At 65.5% G+C, this 16789-nt stretch carries 17 protein-coding genes; 15 read left to right on the top strand and 2 right to left on the bottom strand.

Going from position 1 to position 16789, the window contains the following annotated elements; all coding sequences use genetic code 11:
- Window positions 1-72 precede the first annotated feature (72 nt).
- The 4 genes from G7Y29_RS06865 to G7Y29_RS06850 are packed head-to-tail and all read left to right on the top strand — an operon-like array spanning window position 73 to window position 4028.
- Entirely contained in the window at window positions 73-447 is a 375-nt protein-coding gene (locus G7Y29_RS06865; RefSeq protein ID WP_165002562.1) for a YraN family protein, read from the top strand.
- A complete protein-coding gene (locus G7Y29_RS06860) occupies window positions 434-1942 on the top strand; it encodes a YifB family Mg chelatase-like AAA ATPase (RefSeq protein ID WP_165002561.1) in 1509 nt (502 codons plus the stop codon). The genes G7Y29_RS06865 and G7Y29_RS06860 overlap by 14 nt, the downstream gene beginning before the upstream one ends.
- On the top strand, window positions 1939-3135 hold the full coding sequence (locus G7Y29_RS06855) for a DNA-processing protein DprA (protein WP_165002560.1): 1197 nt from the start codon (window positions 1939-1941) through the stop codon (window positions 3133-3135). Before G7Y29_RS06860 ends, G7Y29_RS06855 begins: the two co-directional genes overlap by 4 nt.
- Window positions 3132-4028, top strand: a complete 897-nt coding sequence (locus G7Y29_RS06850) for a tyrosine recombinase XerC (RefSeq protein ID WP_165002559.1) — start codon at window positions 3132-3134, stop codon at window positions 4026-4028. Before G7Y29_RS06855 ends, G7Y29_RS06850 begins: the two co-directional genes overlap by 4 nt.
- 1 nt (window position 4029) lies before the next feature.
- Here the strand turns inward: G7Y29_RS06850 and G7Y29_RS06845 are convergent, their stop codons facing one another.
- A complete protein-coding gene (locus tag G7Y29_RS06845; RefSeq protein ID WP_165002558.1) occupies window positions 4030-4512 on the bottom strand; it encodes a M23 family metallopeptidase in 483 nt (160 codons plus the stop codon).
- 288 nt (window positions 4513-4800) lie between these two features.
- Here G7Y29_RS06845 and rpsB point away from each other — a divergent pair, with 288 nt between their 5' ends.
- The 8 genes from rpsB to rlmN all read left to right on the top strand — a co-directional run bounded on the left by rpsB (window position 4801) and on the right by rlmN (window position 12521).
- On the top strand, window positions 4801-5754 hold the full coding sequence (gene rpsB, locus G7Y29_RS06840; protein ID WP_165002557.1) for a 30S ribosomal protein S2: 954 nt from the start codon (window positions 4801-4803) through the stop codon (window positions 5752-5754).
- Window positions 5755-6002: 248 nt separating this feature from the next.
- The gene (tsf, locus tag G7Y29_RS06835) at window positions 6003-6821 is read left to right on the top strand and encodes a translation elongation factor Ts (protein ID WP_165002556.1); all 819 of its coding nucleotides are present in this window, start codon (window positions 6003-6005) and stop codon (window positions 6819-6821) included.
- Window positions 6822-7156: 335 nt separating this feature from the next.
- A complete protein-coding gene (gene pyrH / locus G7Y29_RS06830; RefSeq protein WP_165002776.1) occupies window positions 7157-7840 on the top strand; it encodes a UMP kinase in 684 nt (227 codons plus the stop codon).
- A gap of 186 nt (window positions 7841-8026) precedes the next feature.
- Entirely contained in the window at window positions 8027-9052 is a 1026-nt protein-coding gene (locus G7Y29_RS06825) for an acyltransferase family protein (RefSeq protein WP_165002555.1), read from the top strand.
- Between the two features lie 14 nt (window positions 9053-9066).
- Window positions 9067-9756: an SGNH/GDSL hydrolase family protein gene (locus tag G7Y29_RS06820; protein WP_165002554.1), complete on the top strand. Its 690-nt coding sequence runs from the start codon at window positions 9067-9069 to the stop codon at window positions 9754-9756.
- A 79-nt stretch (window positions 9757-9835) separates the two neighbouring features.
- A complete protein-coding gene (gene frr, locus G7Y29_RS06815; protein ID WP_165002553.1) occupies window positions 9836-10393 on the top strand; it encodes a ribosome recycling factor in 558 nt (185 codons plus the stop codon).
- A 48-nt stretch (window positions 10394-10441) separates the two neighbouring features.
- A complete protein-coding gene (locus G7Y29_RS06810; RefSeq protein ID WP_165002552.1) occupies window positions 10442-11356 on the top strand; it encodes a phosphatidate cytidylyltransferase in 915 nt (304 codons plus the stop codon).
- Window positions 11357-11417: 61 nt separating this feature from the next.
- Complete coding sequence (rlmN, locus tag G7Y29_RS06805; protein ID WP_165002551.1) at window positions 11418-12521, top strand: dual-specificity RNA methyltransferase RlmN; 1104 nt, start codon at window positions 11418-11420, stop codon at window positions 12519-12521.
- 72 nt (window positions 12522-12593) lie between these two features.
- Here rlmN and G7Y29_RS06800 read toward each other — a convergent pair whose 3' ends face one another.
- On the bottom strand, window positions 12594-13073 hold the full coding sequence (locus tag G7Y29_RS06800; protein WP_165002550.1) for a DUF2631 domain-containing protein: 480 nt from the start codon (window positions 13071-13073) through the stop codon (window positions 12594-12596).
- A 108-nt stretch (window positions 13074-13181) separates the two neighbouring features.
- Between G7Y29_RS06800 and dxr the strand changes: the two genes are divergently transcribed.
- The 3 genes from dxr to ispG are packed head-to-tail and all read left to right on the top strand — an operon-like array spanning window position 13182 to window position 16740.
- The gene (gene dxr, locus G7Y29_RS06795; protein WP_165002549.1) at window positions 13182-14360 is read left to right on the top strand and encodes a 1-deoxy-D-xylulose-5-phosphate reductoisomerase; all 1179 of its coding nucleotides are present in this window, start codon (window positions 13182-13184) and stop codon (window positions 14358-14360) included.
- Window positions 14360-15556 carry a M50 family metallopeptidase gene (locus tag G7Y29_RS06790; protein WP_165002548.1) on the top strand — a complete coding sequence of 399 codons (1197 nt, stop codon included), beginning with the start codon at window positions 14360-14362 and terminating at the stop codon, window positions 15554-15556. The genes dxr and G7Y29_RS06790 overlap by 1 nt, the downstream gene beginning before the upstream one ends.
- A gap of 20 nt (window positions 15557-15576) precedes the next feature.
- On the top strand, window positions 15577-16740 hold the full coding sequence (gene ispG, locus G7Y29_RS06785) for a flavodoxin-dependent (E)-4-hydroxy-3-methylbut-2-enyl-diphosphate synthase (protein WP_165002547.1): 1164 nt from the start codon (window positions 15577-15579) through the stop codon (window positions 16738-16740).
- Window positions 16741-16789 lie beyond the last annotated feature (49 nt).

Here is a 16789-nt window from a genome sequence, read left to right as displayed (position 1 = left end):
GGAGGGAACCTGGCCGCAGTTTTCCCAGTCCAATGAAGCAACTGTTGATTTGCTTGAATTGGAGGGGGAGACATGGCGCAGTCAACCTACGCCGAGAATTATCTGCTGGCGGTGGCGGGCGAAGGCTTCGCCGCCGGATTCTACGAGGGGCTTGGTTACGAGCTGATTGACAACCGCGTGCGCACGAAGTGCGGGGAGATCGACGTGATCGTGCGCGACCCGGACGGAACCATTGTGTTCGTGGAGGTCAAGTCGCGTCGCGGCCGGGGTTTCGGGGCGGCGGAGGCGGTGACGGCGAAGAAGCTGCGCACGATGCGCCGCTGCGCCGCGGAGTGGCTGGCGGAAAAGCCTTACTCGGCGGTGCGTTTCGATGTCGCCGAGGTGCTTGTCGCGGGTGAGCAGATGCAGATCCGCGTATTTGAGGATGTCGACGATGGCGCTTGCTAGCACGTTTGCCGCCACCGTTGAAGGGGTCACCGCTCACGTGGTGGGTGTGGAGGCGAACGTCGGACCGGGCCTGCCGGGCATGCACATGGTTGGGCTTGGCGACGCCGCAGTAAAGGAGTCCCGCGAGCGCATCCGCACCGCAGTGGCCAACTCGACGCTGCCGTGGCCGCGCACGAAAATCATGGTCTCGCTGTCACCGGCGCACCTGCCGAAGCACGGCTCGCACTTCGATCTGCCCATCGCGCTCGCGGTGCTCGCCAGCCTGGACCCGCGCGTGCAAAAGGCGCTCTCTGACACGCTGGTGCTTGGGGAGTTGGGCCTTGGCGGCACGCTGCGGCGGGTCGAGGGCATCCTGCCGATGCTCACCACCCGGAGTTTCGGCACCGTGATCATCCCGCGCGCCAACACCGCCGAGGCCGCCCTGGTCAACCGCGGACGCATCCTCGTCGCCGATTCGCTTCTCGACGTCTGGAATTGGGCGCTCGGCATCAAGGACCTGGACGCTGCCGAGGGCACTCACATCGTCGTTCCAGCGGCCGCGCCCGACTTCCGCGACGTCGCGGGACAGGCCGAGGCCAAGTTCGCCCTCGAGGTCGCAGCAGCGGGCGGGCACCACGTATTCATGGTGGGCCCGCCCGGTTCAGGCAAATCGATGCTGGCGGAGCGCCTGCCGTCGATCCTGCCATCGATGACCATCGACGAGATGATTGAGGCCACGGCGATCCATTCAGTGACGGGCGCGTCGACGGGCGCGGTGGTTGCGGCGCGTCCGTTCGTGGCCCCGCACCCGTCGCTGAGCCGCGCGGCACTGATCGGGGGAGGCTCGGGCCATCCGCGACCGGGGGCCGTGAGTCAGGCGCACCGAGGGGTGCTGTTCCTCGACGAGGCCAGCGAGATCCCGGCGGCGTCCCTCGACGCGCTGCGTATTCCGCTGGAGAAGGGCGCGGTGCGTTTGACCCGCGCCCGCCGCGAGGTGGTGTACCCGGCCGATTTCCAGCTCGTGCTGGCCGCGAACCCGTGCAAGTGCGGCGCAGAGAACTCGGCCGCGTGCCGCTGCACCCCCAACCAGCGGATAAATCACCTGCGCAATATTTCCGGCCCGCTGCGCGACCGCATCGACATCTCGCTGGCCACTACCTCCCTCGGTTCTGTCATTGGCGGGGGAGACGCGGAACCGTCGGTGGAGATTGCGCAGCGGGTCATGGAAGCCCGGGAGCGCGCGGCGTTCCGCTGGTCCACCACCGGGGCGGAGCACTGGGTCAACGCCCGCGTCGACGCCACCCTGATCCGCCGCGATCACCCGGCCGACGAGTCGGCGATGGCGTTGATCAGCGCCTACCTTTCCAGCGGGCGGCTCACGCAGCGGGGTGTGGACAGGGTGCTCAAGTTAGCCTGGACGCTCGCCGACCTCGACGGGGCGGCCATTCCGGATCTCGGTCACGTCGCCGCCGCCTCCGAGCTGCGTGCTCCGGCCGCCAGTGAGGTGATGGCATGAGCTCGCCGGAATCCTGGGCGTACCTCAGCCGCGTCGTGGAGGGGCCGTCGCGGCACCTGCAGGCCCTACTCGCGGCGGGGCGCGACGCGGACGAGATCGCCGCGGGCGTGCGCTCCCGCGCTAGCTGGCTCGGCGGCCTAGCGGGGGAGACGGAGTCGCGGCACGCTTGGGACCAGCCCGCACGCGACCTCGAGGATGCCCAATCCGCTGGGTATACCCTGCTCACACCTGATTCGGAGCGCTGGCCGGCAGACGCGATCACCGGCTCGTTCATCGACGGGGTGGCAGCCAGCCGGGCGAACCACGCCGACGAGAAGACCGACGGAGTCGCGCCCCACGCCCTGTGGGTCAAGGGTGACACCGAGCTCGACGGGTTGCTCGTGCGCTCGGTGGGGATTGTGGGCACGCGGGCGTCGACAGCCTACGGCCACCACGCCACCACCGACCTGGCGAGCGGCCTGGCGGGTTACGGGTACACGGTCGTTTCGGGGGGCGCGTTGGGCATCGACACCGTCGCCCACGAGACGGCTCTGGCCAACCGCGCTCCCACCATTGTTATCGCCGCGTGTGGGCCCGGTGTGGTCTACCCCCGCCGAAACGCGGAGTTGTTTAACCGGGTCACGGCCGTGATCACCGAATACCCGCCAGGTGTCACCCCCGACCGCCACCGCTTCCTCACCCGCAACCGGCTCGTCGCCGCGCTGAGCCAGGGCAGTCTCATCGTCGAGGCGGCGTTCCGCTCCGGTGCGCTCAATACCCTGGCCTGGGCTCATTACTACAACCGACGCGTGATGGCCGTGCCCGGTCCCATCCTGGGGCCGAGCTCGCTGGGGACCAACCTAGCCATCCAAGACCGGCGCGCGGAGATGGTGCTCAACGCCGAGCAGGTCCACGCGCACCTCAGCCGCGTCGGCGAGGTTGATGCGGCCCAGCAGATGGAGATCGACTTCGCCGCCGACGAGGTGCAGAAACTCAGCCGCAACGAGCTGCGCGTCTTCGACGCCGTTCCGCTAATCGACGCCCCCACCAACGACACCGGAGCCCCAACCGGCGCCGCTGCCGAGGACATCGCCGCCCGCGCCGGGCTGAAGGTGGGGTTGACGGTGCACATCCTCGTCGATCTGCTGGGCCGGGGGCTCGTGTCGAGGTCGGGGGCGCTGTGGGGCAGGCCGGCGCTAGACTCCCATGCATGAGCGATTCAGGTTCGGGCCAGCTCGCTGCGGCGATCGAGGACTTCGCCGAGCACGCCGAGCTGGTCCTCGGCCGCTCGCCCGCGACGGTGAAGGCGTACCGCTCCGACCTGGCCACCCTCGAACCGTTCGCGCTAACCTTGGGGGAGCTGAGCTTGCCCACGCTACGCGCCTGGCTCGCGGACGCCGTCTCCCGCGGGTTGGCGCGCTCCACCCTCGCGCGCCGCACGGCCGCGGTACGGGCTTTCTCATCGTGGGCCTACAACCAGGGTTACCTCGACACCGACCCCGCCGCGCGTCTGATGGCGCCGAAGGTCAACCGCCACCTGCCCACGGTCGTGAGTGCTGAGGCCGCTGGTGATCTCGTAGAGGCGGAGATCAACGACGACGACCACGGGGCCGAGGGTTTGCGCGACCGCGCGATGCTCGAGTTGCTCTACGCCACTGGAATGCGGGTCGCGGAACTCACCGGTCTCGATGCGGGCGACGTTGACCTCGCTCGCGGGTTGGCGAGGGTGACGGGCAAGGGCAACAAGCAGCGGGTGGTGCCTTTCGGTGACTCAGCCGCCCGGGCCGTCACCGCGTGGCTTGACCGCGGCCGACCGGAACTGGCGAGGGAGACCGGCGCGCTGTTCGTGGGTACGCGAGGGGGGCGCATCGACCAGCGACAGGTGCGGCGCGTGGTAGAGAGGGCGTCGAAAAGCGTGGGTGCGGGGGAGGTGAGCCCGCACTCGTTGCGCCACAGTGCTGCGACGCACATGATCGAGGGCGGGGCCGACCTGCGCGTGGTGCAGGAATTGCTCGGGCACTCGAGCCTGCAGACCACGCAGATGTACACGCACGTCTCCGCCCAGCGCCTGAAAAACGTCTACAACCAGGCGCACCCACGGGCGTAAACTAGCCGGATCCAACCATTGGCTTCAGCCGGATGGACGGGGTGTCCAGCAAGGTCAACGGGTTGATGTAGGCGTCCCCGCCCGTGCGCGCACCCCAGTGCAACCCGTCGTGCTCGCGCGAGGCTGCGAGGCGGCCGATTACTGTGCCCTCGGTGACCTCGTCGCCGGTCGAGACGAGGGCGTAGACCGGCTGGTATGTGGTGCGAATGCCGTCGGCGTGGTCGACAGACACGACCGGTGTGCCAGCCACCACGCCGGCAAAGGCGACCGTGCCGTCTGCCGCAGCCAGGACGTCCGCGCCCATGTCGAGAGCCAGGTCGACACCGCGGTGGCCGGGCAGCCAGTCTTTCTCGGGAATGTCGGCGGAACGGGTGATGCGGGTGGCGTAGGGTTTTCCGGTGGTCGGGTCGACGTAGGCGGTGGCGGGCGCTGTGGCGGTGAGAGTGATGGCGGCGGTGAACAGGGCAGTCTGAAGAGTTCGCATGTGATCATGAAACCCCGGCGGCGTCGGCTGGGCGTCGAGAAGCGGCATGCCTGGGGATAAATGGGGTAAGTGTGAATAACTTCGCAGCTCAATTAGGCTTTTGGCGCGCATGGGCGTATATTTGTCCTCGCAGTCTGCATAGACTGACTTCGCGCGCCGGATAACACCAGCTCAGCAACGGTCCCACTGTCTTGGGTGCCGGGCAGGTGCGGTGCCAGGATGCGGGATAAAAACCCACATAAGACTTGTCAAGAAACCGAACTATCTCTCTCCGAAGGAGAACTTCCCATGGCAGTTGTAACCATGCGCGAACTCCTCGACGCAGGTGTCCACTTTGGCCACCAGACGCGTCGCTGGAACCCGAAGATGCGCCGCTTCATCTTCACCGACCGCAACGGCATCTACATCATCGACCTGCAGCAGACCCTGACCTACATCGACGAGGCGTTCGAGTTTGTCAAGGAGACCGTCGCACACGGCGGCACCATCCTGTTCGTCGGCACCAAGAAGCAGGCGCAGGAGCCCATCCAGGAGGAGGCGGAGCGCGTCGGCATGCCGTACGTCACCCACCGCTGGCTCGGTGGCATGCTCACCAACTTCCAGACCGTGTCCAAGCGCATCGCCCGCATGAAGGAGCTCCAGGCAATGGACGCTGCCGAAGAGGGCTACGCCGGCCGCGGCAAGAAGGAAGTCCTCATGCTCAACCGTGAGCGCATCAAGCTTGAGCGCGTTCTCGGCGGCATCGCCGACATGACCAAGGCTCCCTCCGCACTCTGGATCGTGGACACCAACAAGGAGCACATCGCAATCTCCGAGGCGCAGAAGCTGCGCATCCCGGTCGTCGCCGTGCTGGACACCAACTGCGACCCGGACGTGGTCAACTTCCCGATCCCGGGCAACGACGACGCCATCCGCGCAGTCAAGCTGCTCACCCGCATTGTCAGCGAGGCCGTCGTCCAGGGCAAGCAGCAGCGCGAGGAGCGCCAGCTCGCCGCAGCGCGCGAGGCCGCTGGTGACACCGACGCGAAGCGCCTGGCAGAGGCCTCCGAGGCCGCTGCCGCAGCAGCTTCCAGCGACGATGTCTCCGCAGCCGACGCAGCAGCAGCAGCCGCGGCAGCCGAGGCTTCCAAGGAGCAGGTCGTCGCCCCGGTCGAGCAGCCGCACGCAGTGCGCGCGGCCGAGCAGGCCGACGCGCAGCAGCCCTCCCAGGTCTCCGGCACCGAAGGTGCCACCCAGGCATAACGCCTGATGAGGGCACCCGTCACGGTTGCCTTCAAAGACGCGACAACTGCAGATTCCCCGCGTCCCGTTCACGTCCGCGCCCCTCACGGGTGTGCTCTGGGCGCGAGCCGGGCGCGGGGATTTGTGCGTCATTCAGCTGGACATGCCCCCGGCATGGAAGTCCGCTAGTCTGTAAAACCGTTCATTACTTATCCGCGCCTCGGGGCGCGGGTACGACAATCGTTCCGATACGAGGAGGATCGCCCGCTATGGCGAACTACACCGCTGCAGATGTCAAGAAGCTCCGCGAGGCCACCGGCTCCGGCATGCTCGACTGCAAGAAGGCGCTCGAGGAGACCAACGGCGACTACGAGAAGGCCGTCGAGGTTCTGCGCATCAAGGGTGCGAAGGACGTGGGCAAGCGTGCCGAGCGCAACGCGCTTGAGGGCCTCGTCGCCGTTCACGAGAACACCATCGTCGAGATCAACTCCGAGACCGACTTCGTGGCCAAGAACGCCGAGTTCAAGGACGTCGCACAGGAGATCGCCAAGGCTGCCTCCGCTGCCAAGGCGAACTCCCAGGAGGAGCTGGCCAACGCTGACGTCTCCGGTGAGACCGCCCACGACGTTCTGGAGCGACTTTCCGCCAAGATCGGCGAGAAGCTCGAGCTGCGCCGCGCTCGCACCCTCGAAGGCGACAACGTCGAGGTCTACCTGCACCAGCGCTCTGCCGACCTGCCGCCGGCTGTCGGCGTGCTCGTCGCCTACACCGGTGACAACGCCGAGGCAGCGCACCAGGTTGCGCTTCAGATCGCCGCAATGAAGGCGCGCTTCCTCAAGCAGGAGGACGTGCCGGCAGACGTGATCGAGAAGGAGCGCGCTGTTCAGGAGGAGATCACCCGCAACGAGGGCAAGCCGGAGGCTGCTATCTCCAAGATCGTCGAGGGTCGCATGGGAGGCTTCTTCAAGGACGTCGTCCTGTTGGACCAGCCGTCCCTGTCCGATTCCAAGAAGTCCGTGAAGAAGTACGCGGATGAGTCCGGAATCGAGATCACCGACTTTGTCCGTTTCGAGGTCGGCCAGGCGTAATTGCCTGCGCTACCAGCCCCGCTTCGGCGGGGCTTTTCCATTGCGCGGGTTATGTACGCCAAAGCGGGTTACTCAACTGGGGATATTTCGGTGAGCCGAGCAGGGGAGGGCGTCCTGTCTTCCGAAATGTGCCGTTTTGGATCTCCCCCCTTTGACTATCCCGCTCCACCAAACCCCGAGCTCTGCGGCCAACACAACCGATGCGCACTGGCGCGCAAGGCGCCGACTATGATCGTCGATGGCCGATTCCTAGGTACTCAACCTCGTTCTAAGGAGCCACGAAGGTGACTGACGCAACCCCGACCCCGACCCGCGACGGCGGGTACAAGCGAGTGATGCTCAAACTGGGCGGTGAGATGTTCGGCGGCGGCAACGTCGGCATCGATCCGGATGTCGTTGAGAGTGTGGCGGTCCAGATCGCGGAGGTTGCCCGAACCGGGGCCGAGGTGGCAGTCGTTATCGGCGGAGGAAACTTCTTCCGTGGCGCCCAGCTGCAGCAGCGGGGCATGGACCGCGCCCGCTCCGACTACATGGGCATGCTCGGTACGGTGATGAATTGCCTGGCGCTGCAGGACTTCCTCCAGCAGAAGGGCGTGGACTGCCGTGTGCAGACTGCCATCAACATGGCGCAGATCGCAGAGCCCTACCTGCCGCTTCGCGCTGCCCGCCATCTGGAGAAGGGCCGCGTGGTCATTTTCGGCGCCGGCATGGGCATGCCATATTTCTCCACCGACACCACAGCGGCCCAGCGCGCGCTGGAGATCGGCTGCGATGTGCTCCTCATGGCTAAGGCTGTGGACGGCGTGTACGACGACGACCCGCGCACCAACCCGGAGGCGAAGCTATACAGCGAGGTCAGTCCCCGCGAGGTGATTGAAAAGGGGTTGAAGGTTGCCGACGCCACCGCGTTCTCCCTGTGCATGGACAACGACATGCCCATTCTGGTCTTCAACCTGCTCAAGGAAGGCAACATTGCGCGCGCCGTCGCCGGTGAGCGAATTGGCACACTCGTGAAGTAGTATTTTATTACCAAGTGTCGCTCAACGGAGAAGTGCACTCTTCTCGTGCTTACCTCTTTTCAGCGGCGTCCAGCGCTCATTCCGCGTGTTCCCGCTCTTGACGGGCTGCGCGGGTTGGCTATTTAATCGGTCGTCGTATTCCACCTGTTTCCCGGTACTTTGGTGGGCGGGTACCTCGGAGTCGACATGTTCTTCGTCCTCTCTGGGTTCCTCATCACATCCCTCATGCTGCGGGAGAAGGTGCTGACGGGGACGATCAGTCTAAAAACGTTTTGGAAGAAGCGGGCTCGCCGAATCCTGCCCGCCGCGGCGACCGTTCTCCTTGTGTGTGCGGCCGTGGCTGGCTTCTTCCAGGGTGACGTGACCGTCGATTTGGGCCGCCAGGTGCTCACCGGCTTGCTGTTCGTCAACAACTGGGGCCAGATCGCGGCCTCGCAATCGTACTTTGCCGGCCCAGAGCTCTTCGCGCACTTCTGGTCGTTGTCGGTGGAGGAACAGTTCTACGTCCTTTGGCCGCTTGTTTTGGTTTCACTTTTGGCGGCTGTCGGGGTCAGGCGCATGGGTATAGTCGTGGTTGCGTGCACGGTCGGCGCTGTCTCCTCTCTAGCGCGAATGGTTGCGCTTTATGCCCCGGGTGATGACCCAACCCGCGTCTACTACGGCACAGACACCCACGCTTTCGGGCTCCTTCTCGGTGCTGCGCTCGCCGCGTGGCTTATCCGCACGCGTGACGACGAGCGCGTCTGGCAGCCCCGCCCGCACACCGGTGCCGGCCGCTGGGCGGCCACGACCGTGGAGCTCGTGGGCCTCGTCGGGTTTGCGATGCTAATCACCTGCCTGCGCGGTGATAACCCAGCGGCGTACCAGGGTGGGTTGTTCTGCGCATCGCTCTGCATGATCGCAATGTTGCACGGTGCCATCAAGTCCAACCCCGTCATAACGACGCTGTTTACACTGTGGCCGATGCGTAAGCTGGGCGCCGTCTCGTACTCGCTCTACCTGTGGCACTGGCCGGTATATGTGTTCGTCCGGTCGTCGATTAGCGACGCCGCGTTGGCCGGGCTTGTTGCTCTCGCCCTGTCTCTCGTGCTCGCCGAGGTGTCGTTTCGATGCGTCGAGGAACCGTTCCGACGAAAGGGTACGTCGAGGTGGGACGTCGCCTGTTCTCTGCGCACGCCCGCCGACCCCTGGTCGGAATTGGGGTGTTCCTAGTCTCGGTCGCCACCATGCTTGGTGCTAGCCTCGCGGCGGCGAGCGCACCATCGATGACGGCCCTGGAAGCGGATCTACGGCGGGTGCAGGAGGAGCAGCAAGCGCAGCTCCAGGCTCAACGCGATGCCGCGCTGCTAGCGGAGCAGGAGGCGGCCGAGGAGCAACGCCGCCGCGACGAATTGACGGGAACGAACATCGTCGCCATCGGCGATTCAGTGATGCTGGCCTCTTCGGATGCCCTCCGAACCGAGTTCCCGGGCATTTATGTGGACGGGGCAGTCTCGCGCCACTACGAATCGGTGCCGCAGATTCTCGACGAGACGGACGCATCAGGCTTGTTGCGCAACTATGTCGTCCTCGGGTTCGGAACCAACGGCCCCTCCGACGGCGGGGGAGATACCGTGCTTTTGGGCAAGATCATCGACCGGATCGGGGAGGACCGAACCCTGGTGATTGTGCTTCCGTACGGCGACCGCTGGTATATGCCTGACGCCCAGGAGGAGGTGCTCGAGGCGGCGCGACAGCACGACAACGTGCACGTCGCCGATTGGTGCACGGCAGCGCGTGAGGACCCGAGCGTGTTGCGCGCAGACATGATTCACCCCGATCCGCCAGGCGCGGTGAAGTACGCAAACGCTGTGCGCGACGCCCTCGAACAATCCTTCGCGGGCGAGAAGTCCATCCCCGACAGCTGCGGGGTGTGACGGGGCCGGGGATAGCCGGGTGCGCTGGTAGATTAGGATGCACAAACAGTCGAAAAGGAAGAATCAAGGATTGAATGACATGATCGATGACGTTTTGCTTGACGCCGAAGAGCGCATGACCAAGGCTGTGGACCACAGCCGTGAGGAGCTCGTCTCCATCCGTACAGGCCGCGCCAACCCGGCTATGTTCAACGGTGTCGTCGCCGACTTCTACGGCGCGCCGACGCCGATTAACCAGATGGCCACCATCTCCGTCCCGGAGCCGCGCATGCTGCTGATCAAGCCGTTCGACATGTCGACGCTCAACGAGATCCTCAATGCAATACGCAACTCTGACCTCGGTGTCAACCCCACCGACGACGGCCAAGTCATCCGCGTCACCGTCCCTCAGCTCACCGAGGAGCGCCGCCGCGACCTGGTGAAGCAGGCGAAGCAGAAGGGTGAGGAGGGCAAGGTGTCCATCCGCAACGTCCGCCGCCACGGCATGGAATCTCTGAAGAAGATTCAGAAGGACGGTGATGCGGGCGAGGACGAGGTCAAGACCGCTGAAGGAACCTTGGACAAGACCACCGCGCAGTACGTTGCCCAGGTCGATGAGCTCGTATGCAAGAAGGAAGCGGAACTGATGGAGGTTTAGATCTTCCCGCTCCACCCGACAAACCCCATCAACGAGAAAGCCGACTTTGTGACGTCGACAAGCGGGCAGCAGCCGCACAGGAGCGGTTCGTCCCTCCGGATCCGGACACCCAAGCCGAAAAACAGCGCCGGCCGTGACTTGCGTGATGCGATCACGACAGGTGTCGTGCTGGGCACACTCGTCGTCATCGCTCTGCTTGTCGGACCGCTGGCGTGGTATCCGCTGGTGGCAGTCGCCGTGGGCCTGGCCATGTGGGAGGTTCTCACCAGACTGCGCGAGGCGGGATACGCCCAGCCGCGTACGCTCCTGGTTATCCTCGGCCAGGTAATCCTGTGGGCGTCCTTCCCCTTCGCCTCCGGTGGTGCGCTCGGCGGATTCGCGTTCGCCGTGTTGGTGCTGATGTACCACCGGTTGTTCCACAAGGGCGCTGACTCAAAGCCGGAGAACTACCTGCGCGACACCGCAGTCGGCATTTTTGTGCTGGTTTGGATTCCCCTGTTCGGCTCGTTTGCGGCGATGATCTCGATTATCAACGAGGGTGGGCTGGCGGGCAGCATGTTCATCCTCACCTTCATGCTGTGCGTGGTGGCATCCGACGTCGGCGGCTACGTCGCCGGCGTCATGTTCGGCACCCACCCGATGGCACCGGCGGTCAGTCCGAGCAAGTCGTGGGAGGGATTTGCAGGCTCTCTGGCGTTCGGTGTGGTGACCGGTGGGCTCGCTGTGACGTACCTGATCAAGGGGCCGTGGTGGGTTGGCATCGCCCTCGGCGCGGCCCTGGTCGTGTGCGCCACAATGGGTGATCTCGTGGAAAGCCAGTTCAAGCGCGAACTCGGTATCAAGGACATGTCCAACCTCCTCCCGGGCCACGGCGGCATCATGGACCGTCTCGACGGCATGCTACCCGCGGCGTCCGCGACGTACATCCTGCTCAACGCCGCAGCCCTCTTGAACCCCTTCTAGCGGTGGCGTGGTGCGCCCCAATTAGTAAAGTCCCGCCCGGCGTGGGACACTGGGGCACGTTATGAGCGACTTTCCCAAGATCCAGCTGCTGGCACCCAAGCGGGGGATGCCGCCAAAGCACTTCGCCGACCTAGGCAAGGATGAGCGCGTCGAGGCGCTCAAGGAACTCGGCCTGCCGAAGTTCCGCGCCGACCAGATCGCGCGCCATTACTACGGTAAGTTTGAAGCGGACCCGCTGACCATGACGGACCTCCCGGAGAGCCAGCGTCAGCTGGTAAAGGACGCGCTGTTTCCGACGCTGCTGACGGAGATCCGTACGCTGGAGACGGATGAGGGTGACACCACCAAGACGTTGTGGCGTCTGCACGACGGCATCCTCCTGGAGTCCGTGCTGATGCGCTACCCGGACCGCGCCACCCTGTGTATCTCGTCGCAGGCCGGTTGCGGCATGGCGTGCCCGTTCTGCGCGACCGGGCAGGGCGGTCTGGACCGCAACCTGTCCACGGCAGAAATCGTCGACCAGGTACGCGCGGCCGCCGCGCGCATGCAAGCAGAGGGATCGCGCCTGTCCAATATCGTGTTCATGGGCATGGGGGAGCCGCTGGCGAATTACAACCGCGTCGTCTCGGCGGTGCGCCAGATTACCCAGCCGTCACCGGACGGCTTCGGCATCTCGCAGCGCAACGTCACGGTCTCCACGGTGGGCCTTGCACCGCAGATCCGCAGGCTTGCGGACGAGGGCCTGTCCTGCACCCTCGCCGTTTCCCTTCACACGCCGGACGACGAGCTGCGCGACGAGCTGGTGCCGATGAACAACCGCTTCGCCGTCGCCGACGTGTTGGACGCGGCCGCGTATTACGCCGATCAGACCGGCCGCCGTGTATCCATCGAGTATGCGCTGATCCGCGACATCAACGACCATGACTTCCGCGCAGACATGCTGGGCAGGAAACTGCACGACGCGCTCGGCTCGAAAGTGCACGTCAACCTGATCCCGCTCAACCCGACCCCGGGGTCAAAATGGGACGCTTCCCCGCGCGCCCGGCAGGACGAGTTCGTCCGTCGCGTCATCGCTCAGGGCGTCACCTGCACCGTGCGCGACACCAAAGGCCAGGAGATCGCGGCGGCCTGCGGACAGCTCGCCGCGGAAGAGAAGACAGGTTAGCTGCCCGGCAGGGGTTCCTGTAGGCAGCAAAAAACCGGCGCCCCGCGGGCGCCGGTTTTAGTTTGACGGGGCCTAGCGGTCCTTGACCACGCTGACCTCGCGCTCAACGGCAACGATGTTGCTGTTCGGGTTCTTTACGGCGCGCAGGTGGCTCACGCGTGACGGGTCGATGTTTAGCGCGCGAAGGTGGTCGTCTTCGAGGTCGGCGTAGGCGCCGGAAAGGGTGCGCTGGTCGTAGGCCCAGTCACGCTCCTTGTAACCGACCGGCTTGTTGCGGGCGGTGACGGTGCGGACCTGGTTGAGGCGCGGGCGCACCGCGAAGAGGATGAGGCCGAGGGCGATGAGCACAGCGAGAGTGATGAGCCAGATGGTCTCGACATGGCCCTGATGGTTGCCGAAATTGTAGGCGACCAGGAAGGCGACAGAGATCCAGCCTGCGATCTGGATCGCGCCGGAGCTCAGCTCACTCCAGCCGAACTTGGCGGAGGGGACGTCCGCCTCGGAAACGCCGTTGTAGACCTGGGGTGCCTTATCCTTCGCGTGGGTGGCCACAGCTTTCTCCTTACACGTTGCTGATATTGCCCCCAATCATCTCACATGAGGGTGAGAGTTGGCGATTGAATACCCTAAAACGTGCGTTCTTTGCCACAATGACTAACCATGTCTGCGGTGAAAGAGATTGTGATCCTGGGTTCGACCGGCTCCATCGGCACTCAGGCCCTCGAGGTGGTGGCGGCGAACCGGGACAAGTTCGCGGTGGTGGGCATTGCGGCTGGGGGAAGCGTTCCCGCAAACGTCGTCAAGCAGGCGCGGGTTCTGGGTCTGAAGCCGCACCAGGTCGCGGTGTCCCGGCCCGAGGCCGCGCGGGAGGTGTCGGCCGCGCTCGGTGGCGACGTGTTGACCAGCCCGGTCGAACTCGTGGCGTCGCAGAGGGCTGACACTGTGCTCAACGCACTGGTCGGGTCATTGGGCCTGGCCTCGACGCTGGCGGTGCTTGACACCGGGGCCACGCTTGCGCTGGCGAACAAGGAGTCACTGGTCGCGGGCGGTGAGATGGTGCTGGATCGCGCTGCGCCAGGCCAGATCGTGCCGGTGGATTCGGAGCACTCCGCGATGGCGCAGTGCCTGCGCGCGGGCGAGCGCGGCGAGGTGGCCCGTTTTGTCCTCACAGCCTCGGGTGGGCCGTTCCGCGGCCGGTCGCGCGAGCAGATGTGGGATGTCACACCCGAGCAGGCGGCCGCGCACCCGACGTGGTCGATGGGCCAGATGAACACGCTCAACTCCGCGACGCTGGTGAATAAAGGCCTCGAGCTCATCGAGGCTTCGCTGCTGTTCGGAGTCGAGCCCGCGCTTATCGACGTCACCGTGCACCCGCAATCCATCATCCACTCGATGATCACCTTCGGCGACGGCGCGACGATCGCGCAGGCATCCCCGCCGTCGATGAAGCTGCCGATCGCCCACGCCCTGGCGTGGCCCTCCCGGGTGCCTGGGGCGCAGCCCGCTCTGGATTTCCGCGATTGCATGAGCTGGACGTTCGAGCCGCTTGACGACGCCGCGTTTCCCGCGGTCCGCCTCGCGCGGGAGGTTGCGGCGGCCGGCGACGGTTACCCGGCGGTCTACAACGCGGCGAACGAGGAGGCGGCCGCGGCGTTTCTCGCCGGGCGCATCCGGTTACCGCAGATCGTAGACGTCATCGCCGACGTTTTGGACAGCGCGTCCGAGTTCGCCAGTTACCCGGTTGGCCGGGGAGTGACTTTCGAGGACGTTGTGGGCGTCGAAAAGCAGGCCCGCGCACGCGCGAACACCCGCGTCGACGCGCTCGCCGGGGGAATCTAGTGGGAATCCTCGGCGTCACCATCTTCGCGCTCGGCATCGCGGTGTCGATCGCTTTGCACGAGGCGGGTCACTTGGTGACCGCTCGCGTCTTCGGTATGCGCGTGCGCCGCTACTTCATCGGCTTCGGCCCGACGTTGTGGTCCACCAAGCGCGGCCACACGGAGTACGGTCTTGCGGCGCTGCCGTTCGGCGGGTTCTGCGACATCGCCGGCATGACCGCCACCGACCCGCTCACCGCGGAGGAGCTCCCGCTGGCCATGTACAAGAAGCCGTGGTGGCAACGTGTGGCCGTGATGTCGGGCGGGATAGTCGTCAACATCCTTATCGCGATTGTGATCACGTACTTCGTCGCTGTCCTCGCCGCGATTCCAAACCCGTACGCCGACCGCACCCCGCGTGTGGGGGAGCTGTCGTGCACCTCCGACCAGGTCGACGCCGAAAACGTCGCGGACTGCACCGGAACGGGCCCGGCGGGCCGAGCCGGCGTCCATGTCGGGGACGAGCTCATCGCGGTCGACGGGCAGCGCGTCGACAGCTTCTACGACCTGCGGGACTACGTCATGGAGCGCCCCGGTGAGACCGTCAACCTCGAGGTGCGCCGCGGACGGGAGGAATTGTCGATCCCGGTCGCGCTCGATTCCGTGCAACGCATCGACCCAACGAGCGGCCAGACGTTCGCCGCGGGTGCAATCGGCCTGACCAACGATGCGATGGCCTCGTTCGGGCCGCTGGAGGCGGCTCCCGCCTCGTTGAGGTTCACGGGCCAGATGATGCGGGCTACGGCGGAGGGGCTGGTCGCGTTCCCGGGGAAGATCCCGGGTGTTGTCGCGTCCATCTTCGGTGCCGAGCGCGACGTCAGCGGCCCCGTCAGCGTGATCGGGGCCTCCCGGGCTGGCGGGGAGCTGGTGGAGCGCAGCATGTGGGAGATGTTCTGGATGATGCTCGCCTCGCTCAACATCTTCCTGGCGCTGTTCAACCTCGTTCCGCTGCCACCCCTTGACGGCGGGCACATCGCGGTCATCTTCTTCGAGAAGATCCGCGACGCCTTTCGGCGTGTGCGCGGCCTCGGCCCGGGCGGGCCCGTCAACTACGAGAAGCTGATGCCAGTGACGTACTTCATGGCCAGCCTGCTGCTGGTGGTCGGCGTGTTTGTGATGGTCGCCGACGTGGTCAACCCGGTCAGGCTTTTCGGGTAGCGGTGCTAGAGTGGGCAACCATGAACGTGCCCATTGGACTCGGTATCCCTGAAGGTCCGCCGCCTACTCTCGCCCCGCGCCGCATCACCCGCCAGCTGATGGTGGGCAACGTCGGGGTCGGCTCCGACCACCCGATCACGGTGCAGTCGATGACCACGACGAAGACCCACGACATCAACGCCACCCTGCAGCAGATCGCGCAGCTGGCCACCTCCGGCTGCGATATCGTGCGTGTCGCGTGCCCGAAGACCGTGGATGCGGAGGCATTGCCGGCGATCGCGGCGAAGTCCCCGATCCCGGTCATCGCTGACATCCACTTCCAGCCGAAGTACATTTTCGCGGCGATCGATGCCGGCTGCGCCGCGGTGCGCGTCAACCCGGGCAATATAAAGGAGTTCGACGGCCGCGTGAAGGAGGTCGCCAAGGCGGCCGGGGACGCGGGCATCCCGATTCGCATCGGCGTCAATGGAGGTTCCCTGGACAAGCGACTCCTGGAGAAGTACGGCAAGGCCACCCCGGAGGCACTCGTCGAGTCGGCCGTCTACGAGGCTGGGTTGTTCGAGGAGCACGGCTACGGTGATATCGCCATATCAGTGAAGCACTCGGACCCGGTTCTCATGGTAGAGGCGTACCGCCAGCTCGCTGAGGTCACCGACTATCCGCTGCACCTCGGCGTGACAGAGGCGGGCCCGCTGATGATGGGCACCATCAAGTCCTCCGTGGCGTTCGGTGCCCTTTTGTCCCAGGGTATCGGTGACACTATCCGCGTCTCCCTGTCTGCGGACCCCGTCGAGGAGATCAAGGTCGGCGACCAGATCCTGCAGTCGATGAACCTGCGTCCGCGCAAGCTTGAGATCGTGTCCTGCCCGTCGTGCGGTCGCGCGCAGGTGGACGTCTACACGCTTGCGGAGGAAGTTACGGCTGGCTTGGAAGGCATGGAGTTCCCGCTGCGCGTCGCCGTCATGGGCTGCGTCGTCAACGGCCCGGGTGAGGCGCGCGACGCCGATCTCGGTGTCGCGTCCGGCAACGGCAAGGGCCAGATTTTCGTCAAGGGCGAGGTCGTGGAGACCGTGCCCGAGTCCAAGATCGTGGAGACGCTCATCGCGCACGCCATGCGCATCGCCGAGGAGGAGGGGCTCGAGGAGATCGCGGGCACCAAAGCGGAGGTCAAGGTCACCCGCTAGACCTTTCGCGCCTCCCGCGTCGCAGCGCCGGATTTGACACCGGCGCTGC

It is taken from the genome of Corynebacterium qintianiae, assembly GCF_011038645.2.
In the GTDB taxonomy this organism is placed as follows: Bacteria; Actinomycetota; Actinomycetes; order Mycobacteriales; family Mycobacteriaceae; genus Corynebacterium; species Corynebacterium qintianiae.
This window is presented reverse-complemented; position numbering and strand designations above follow the sequence as displayed.

Bases quoted from the DNA above. Each gene is read 5' to 3' on its own strand.
- G7Y29_RS06820 (WP_165002554.1), top strand. From the start codon at position 9,067: ATGCTTGGTGCTAGCCTCGCGGCGGCGAGCGCACCATCGATGACGGCC.
- dxr (WP_165002549.1), top strand. From the start codon at position 13,182: ATGTCTGCGGTGAAAGAGATTGTGATCCTGGGTTCGACCGGCTCCATC.
- G7Y29_RS06845 (WP_165002558.1), bottom strand. From the start codon at position 4,512: ATGCGAACTCTTCAGACTGCCCTGTTCACCGCCGCCATCACTCTCACC.
- G7Y29_RS06855 (WP_165002560.1), top strand. From the start codon at position 1,939: ATGAGCTCGCCGGAATCCTGGGCGTACCTCAGCCGCGTCGTGGAGGGG.
- G7Y29_RS06850 (WP_165002559.1), top strand. From the start codon at position 3,132: ATGAGCGATTCAGGTTCGGGCCAGCTCGCTGCGGCGATCGAGGACTTC.
- tsf (WP_165002556.1), top strand. From the start codon at position 6,003: ATGGCGAACTACACCGCTGCAGATGTCAAGAAGCTCCGCGAGGCCACC.
- G7Y29_RS06865 (WP_165002562.1), top strand. From the start codon at position 73: ATGGCGCAGTCAACCTACGCCGAGAATTATCTGCTGGCGGTGGCGGGC.
- rlmN (WP_165002551.1), top strand. From the start codon at position 11,418: ATGAGCGACTTTCCCAAGATCCAGCTGCTGGCACCCAAGCGGGGGATG.
- frr (WP_165002553.1), top strand. From the start codon at position 9,836: ATGATCGATGACGTTTTGCTTGACGCCGAAGAGCGCATGACCAAGGCT.
- G7Y29_RS06825 (WP_165002555.1), top strand. From the start codon at position 8,027: ATGTTCTTCGTCCTCTCTGGGTTCCTCATCACATCCCTCATGCTGCGG.
- ispG (WP_165002547.1), top strand. From the start codon at position 15,577: ATGAACGTGCCCATTGGACTCGGTATCCCTGAAGGTCCGCCGCCTACT.
- G7Y29_RS06860 (WP_165002561.1), top strand. From the start codon at position 434: ATGGCGCTTGCTAGCACGTTTGCCGCCACCGTTGAAGGGGTCACCGCT.
- rpsB (WP_165002557.1), top strand. From the start codon at position 4,801: ATGGCAGTTGTAACCATGCGCGAACTCCTCGACGCAGGTGTCCACTTT.
- pyrH (WP_165002776.1), top strand. From the start codon at position 7,157: ATGCTCAAACTGGGCGGTGAGATGTTCGGCGGCGGCAACGTCGGCATC.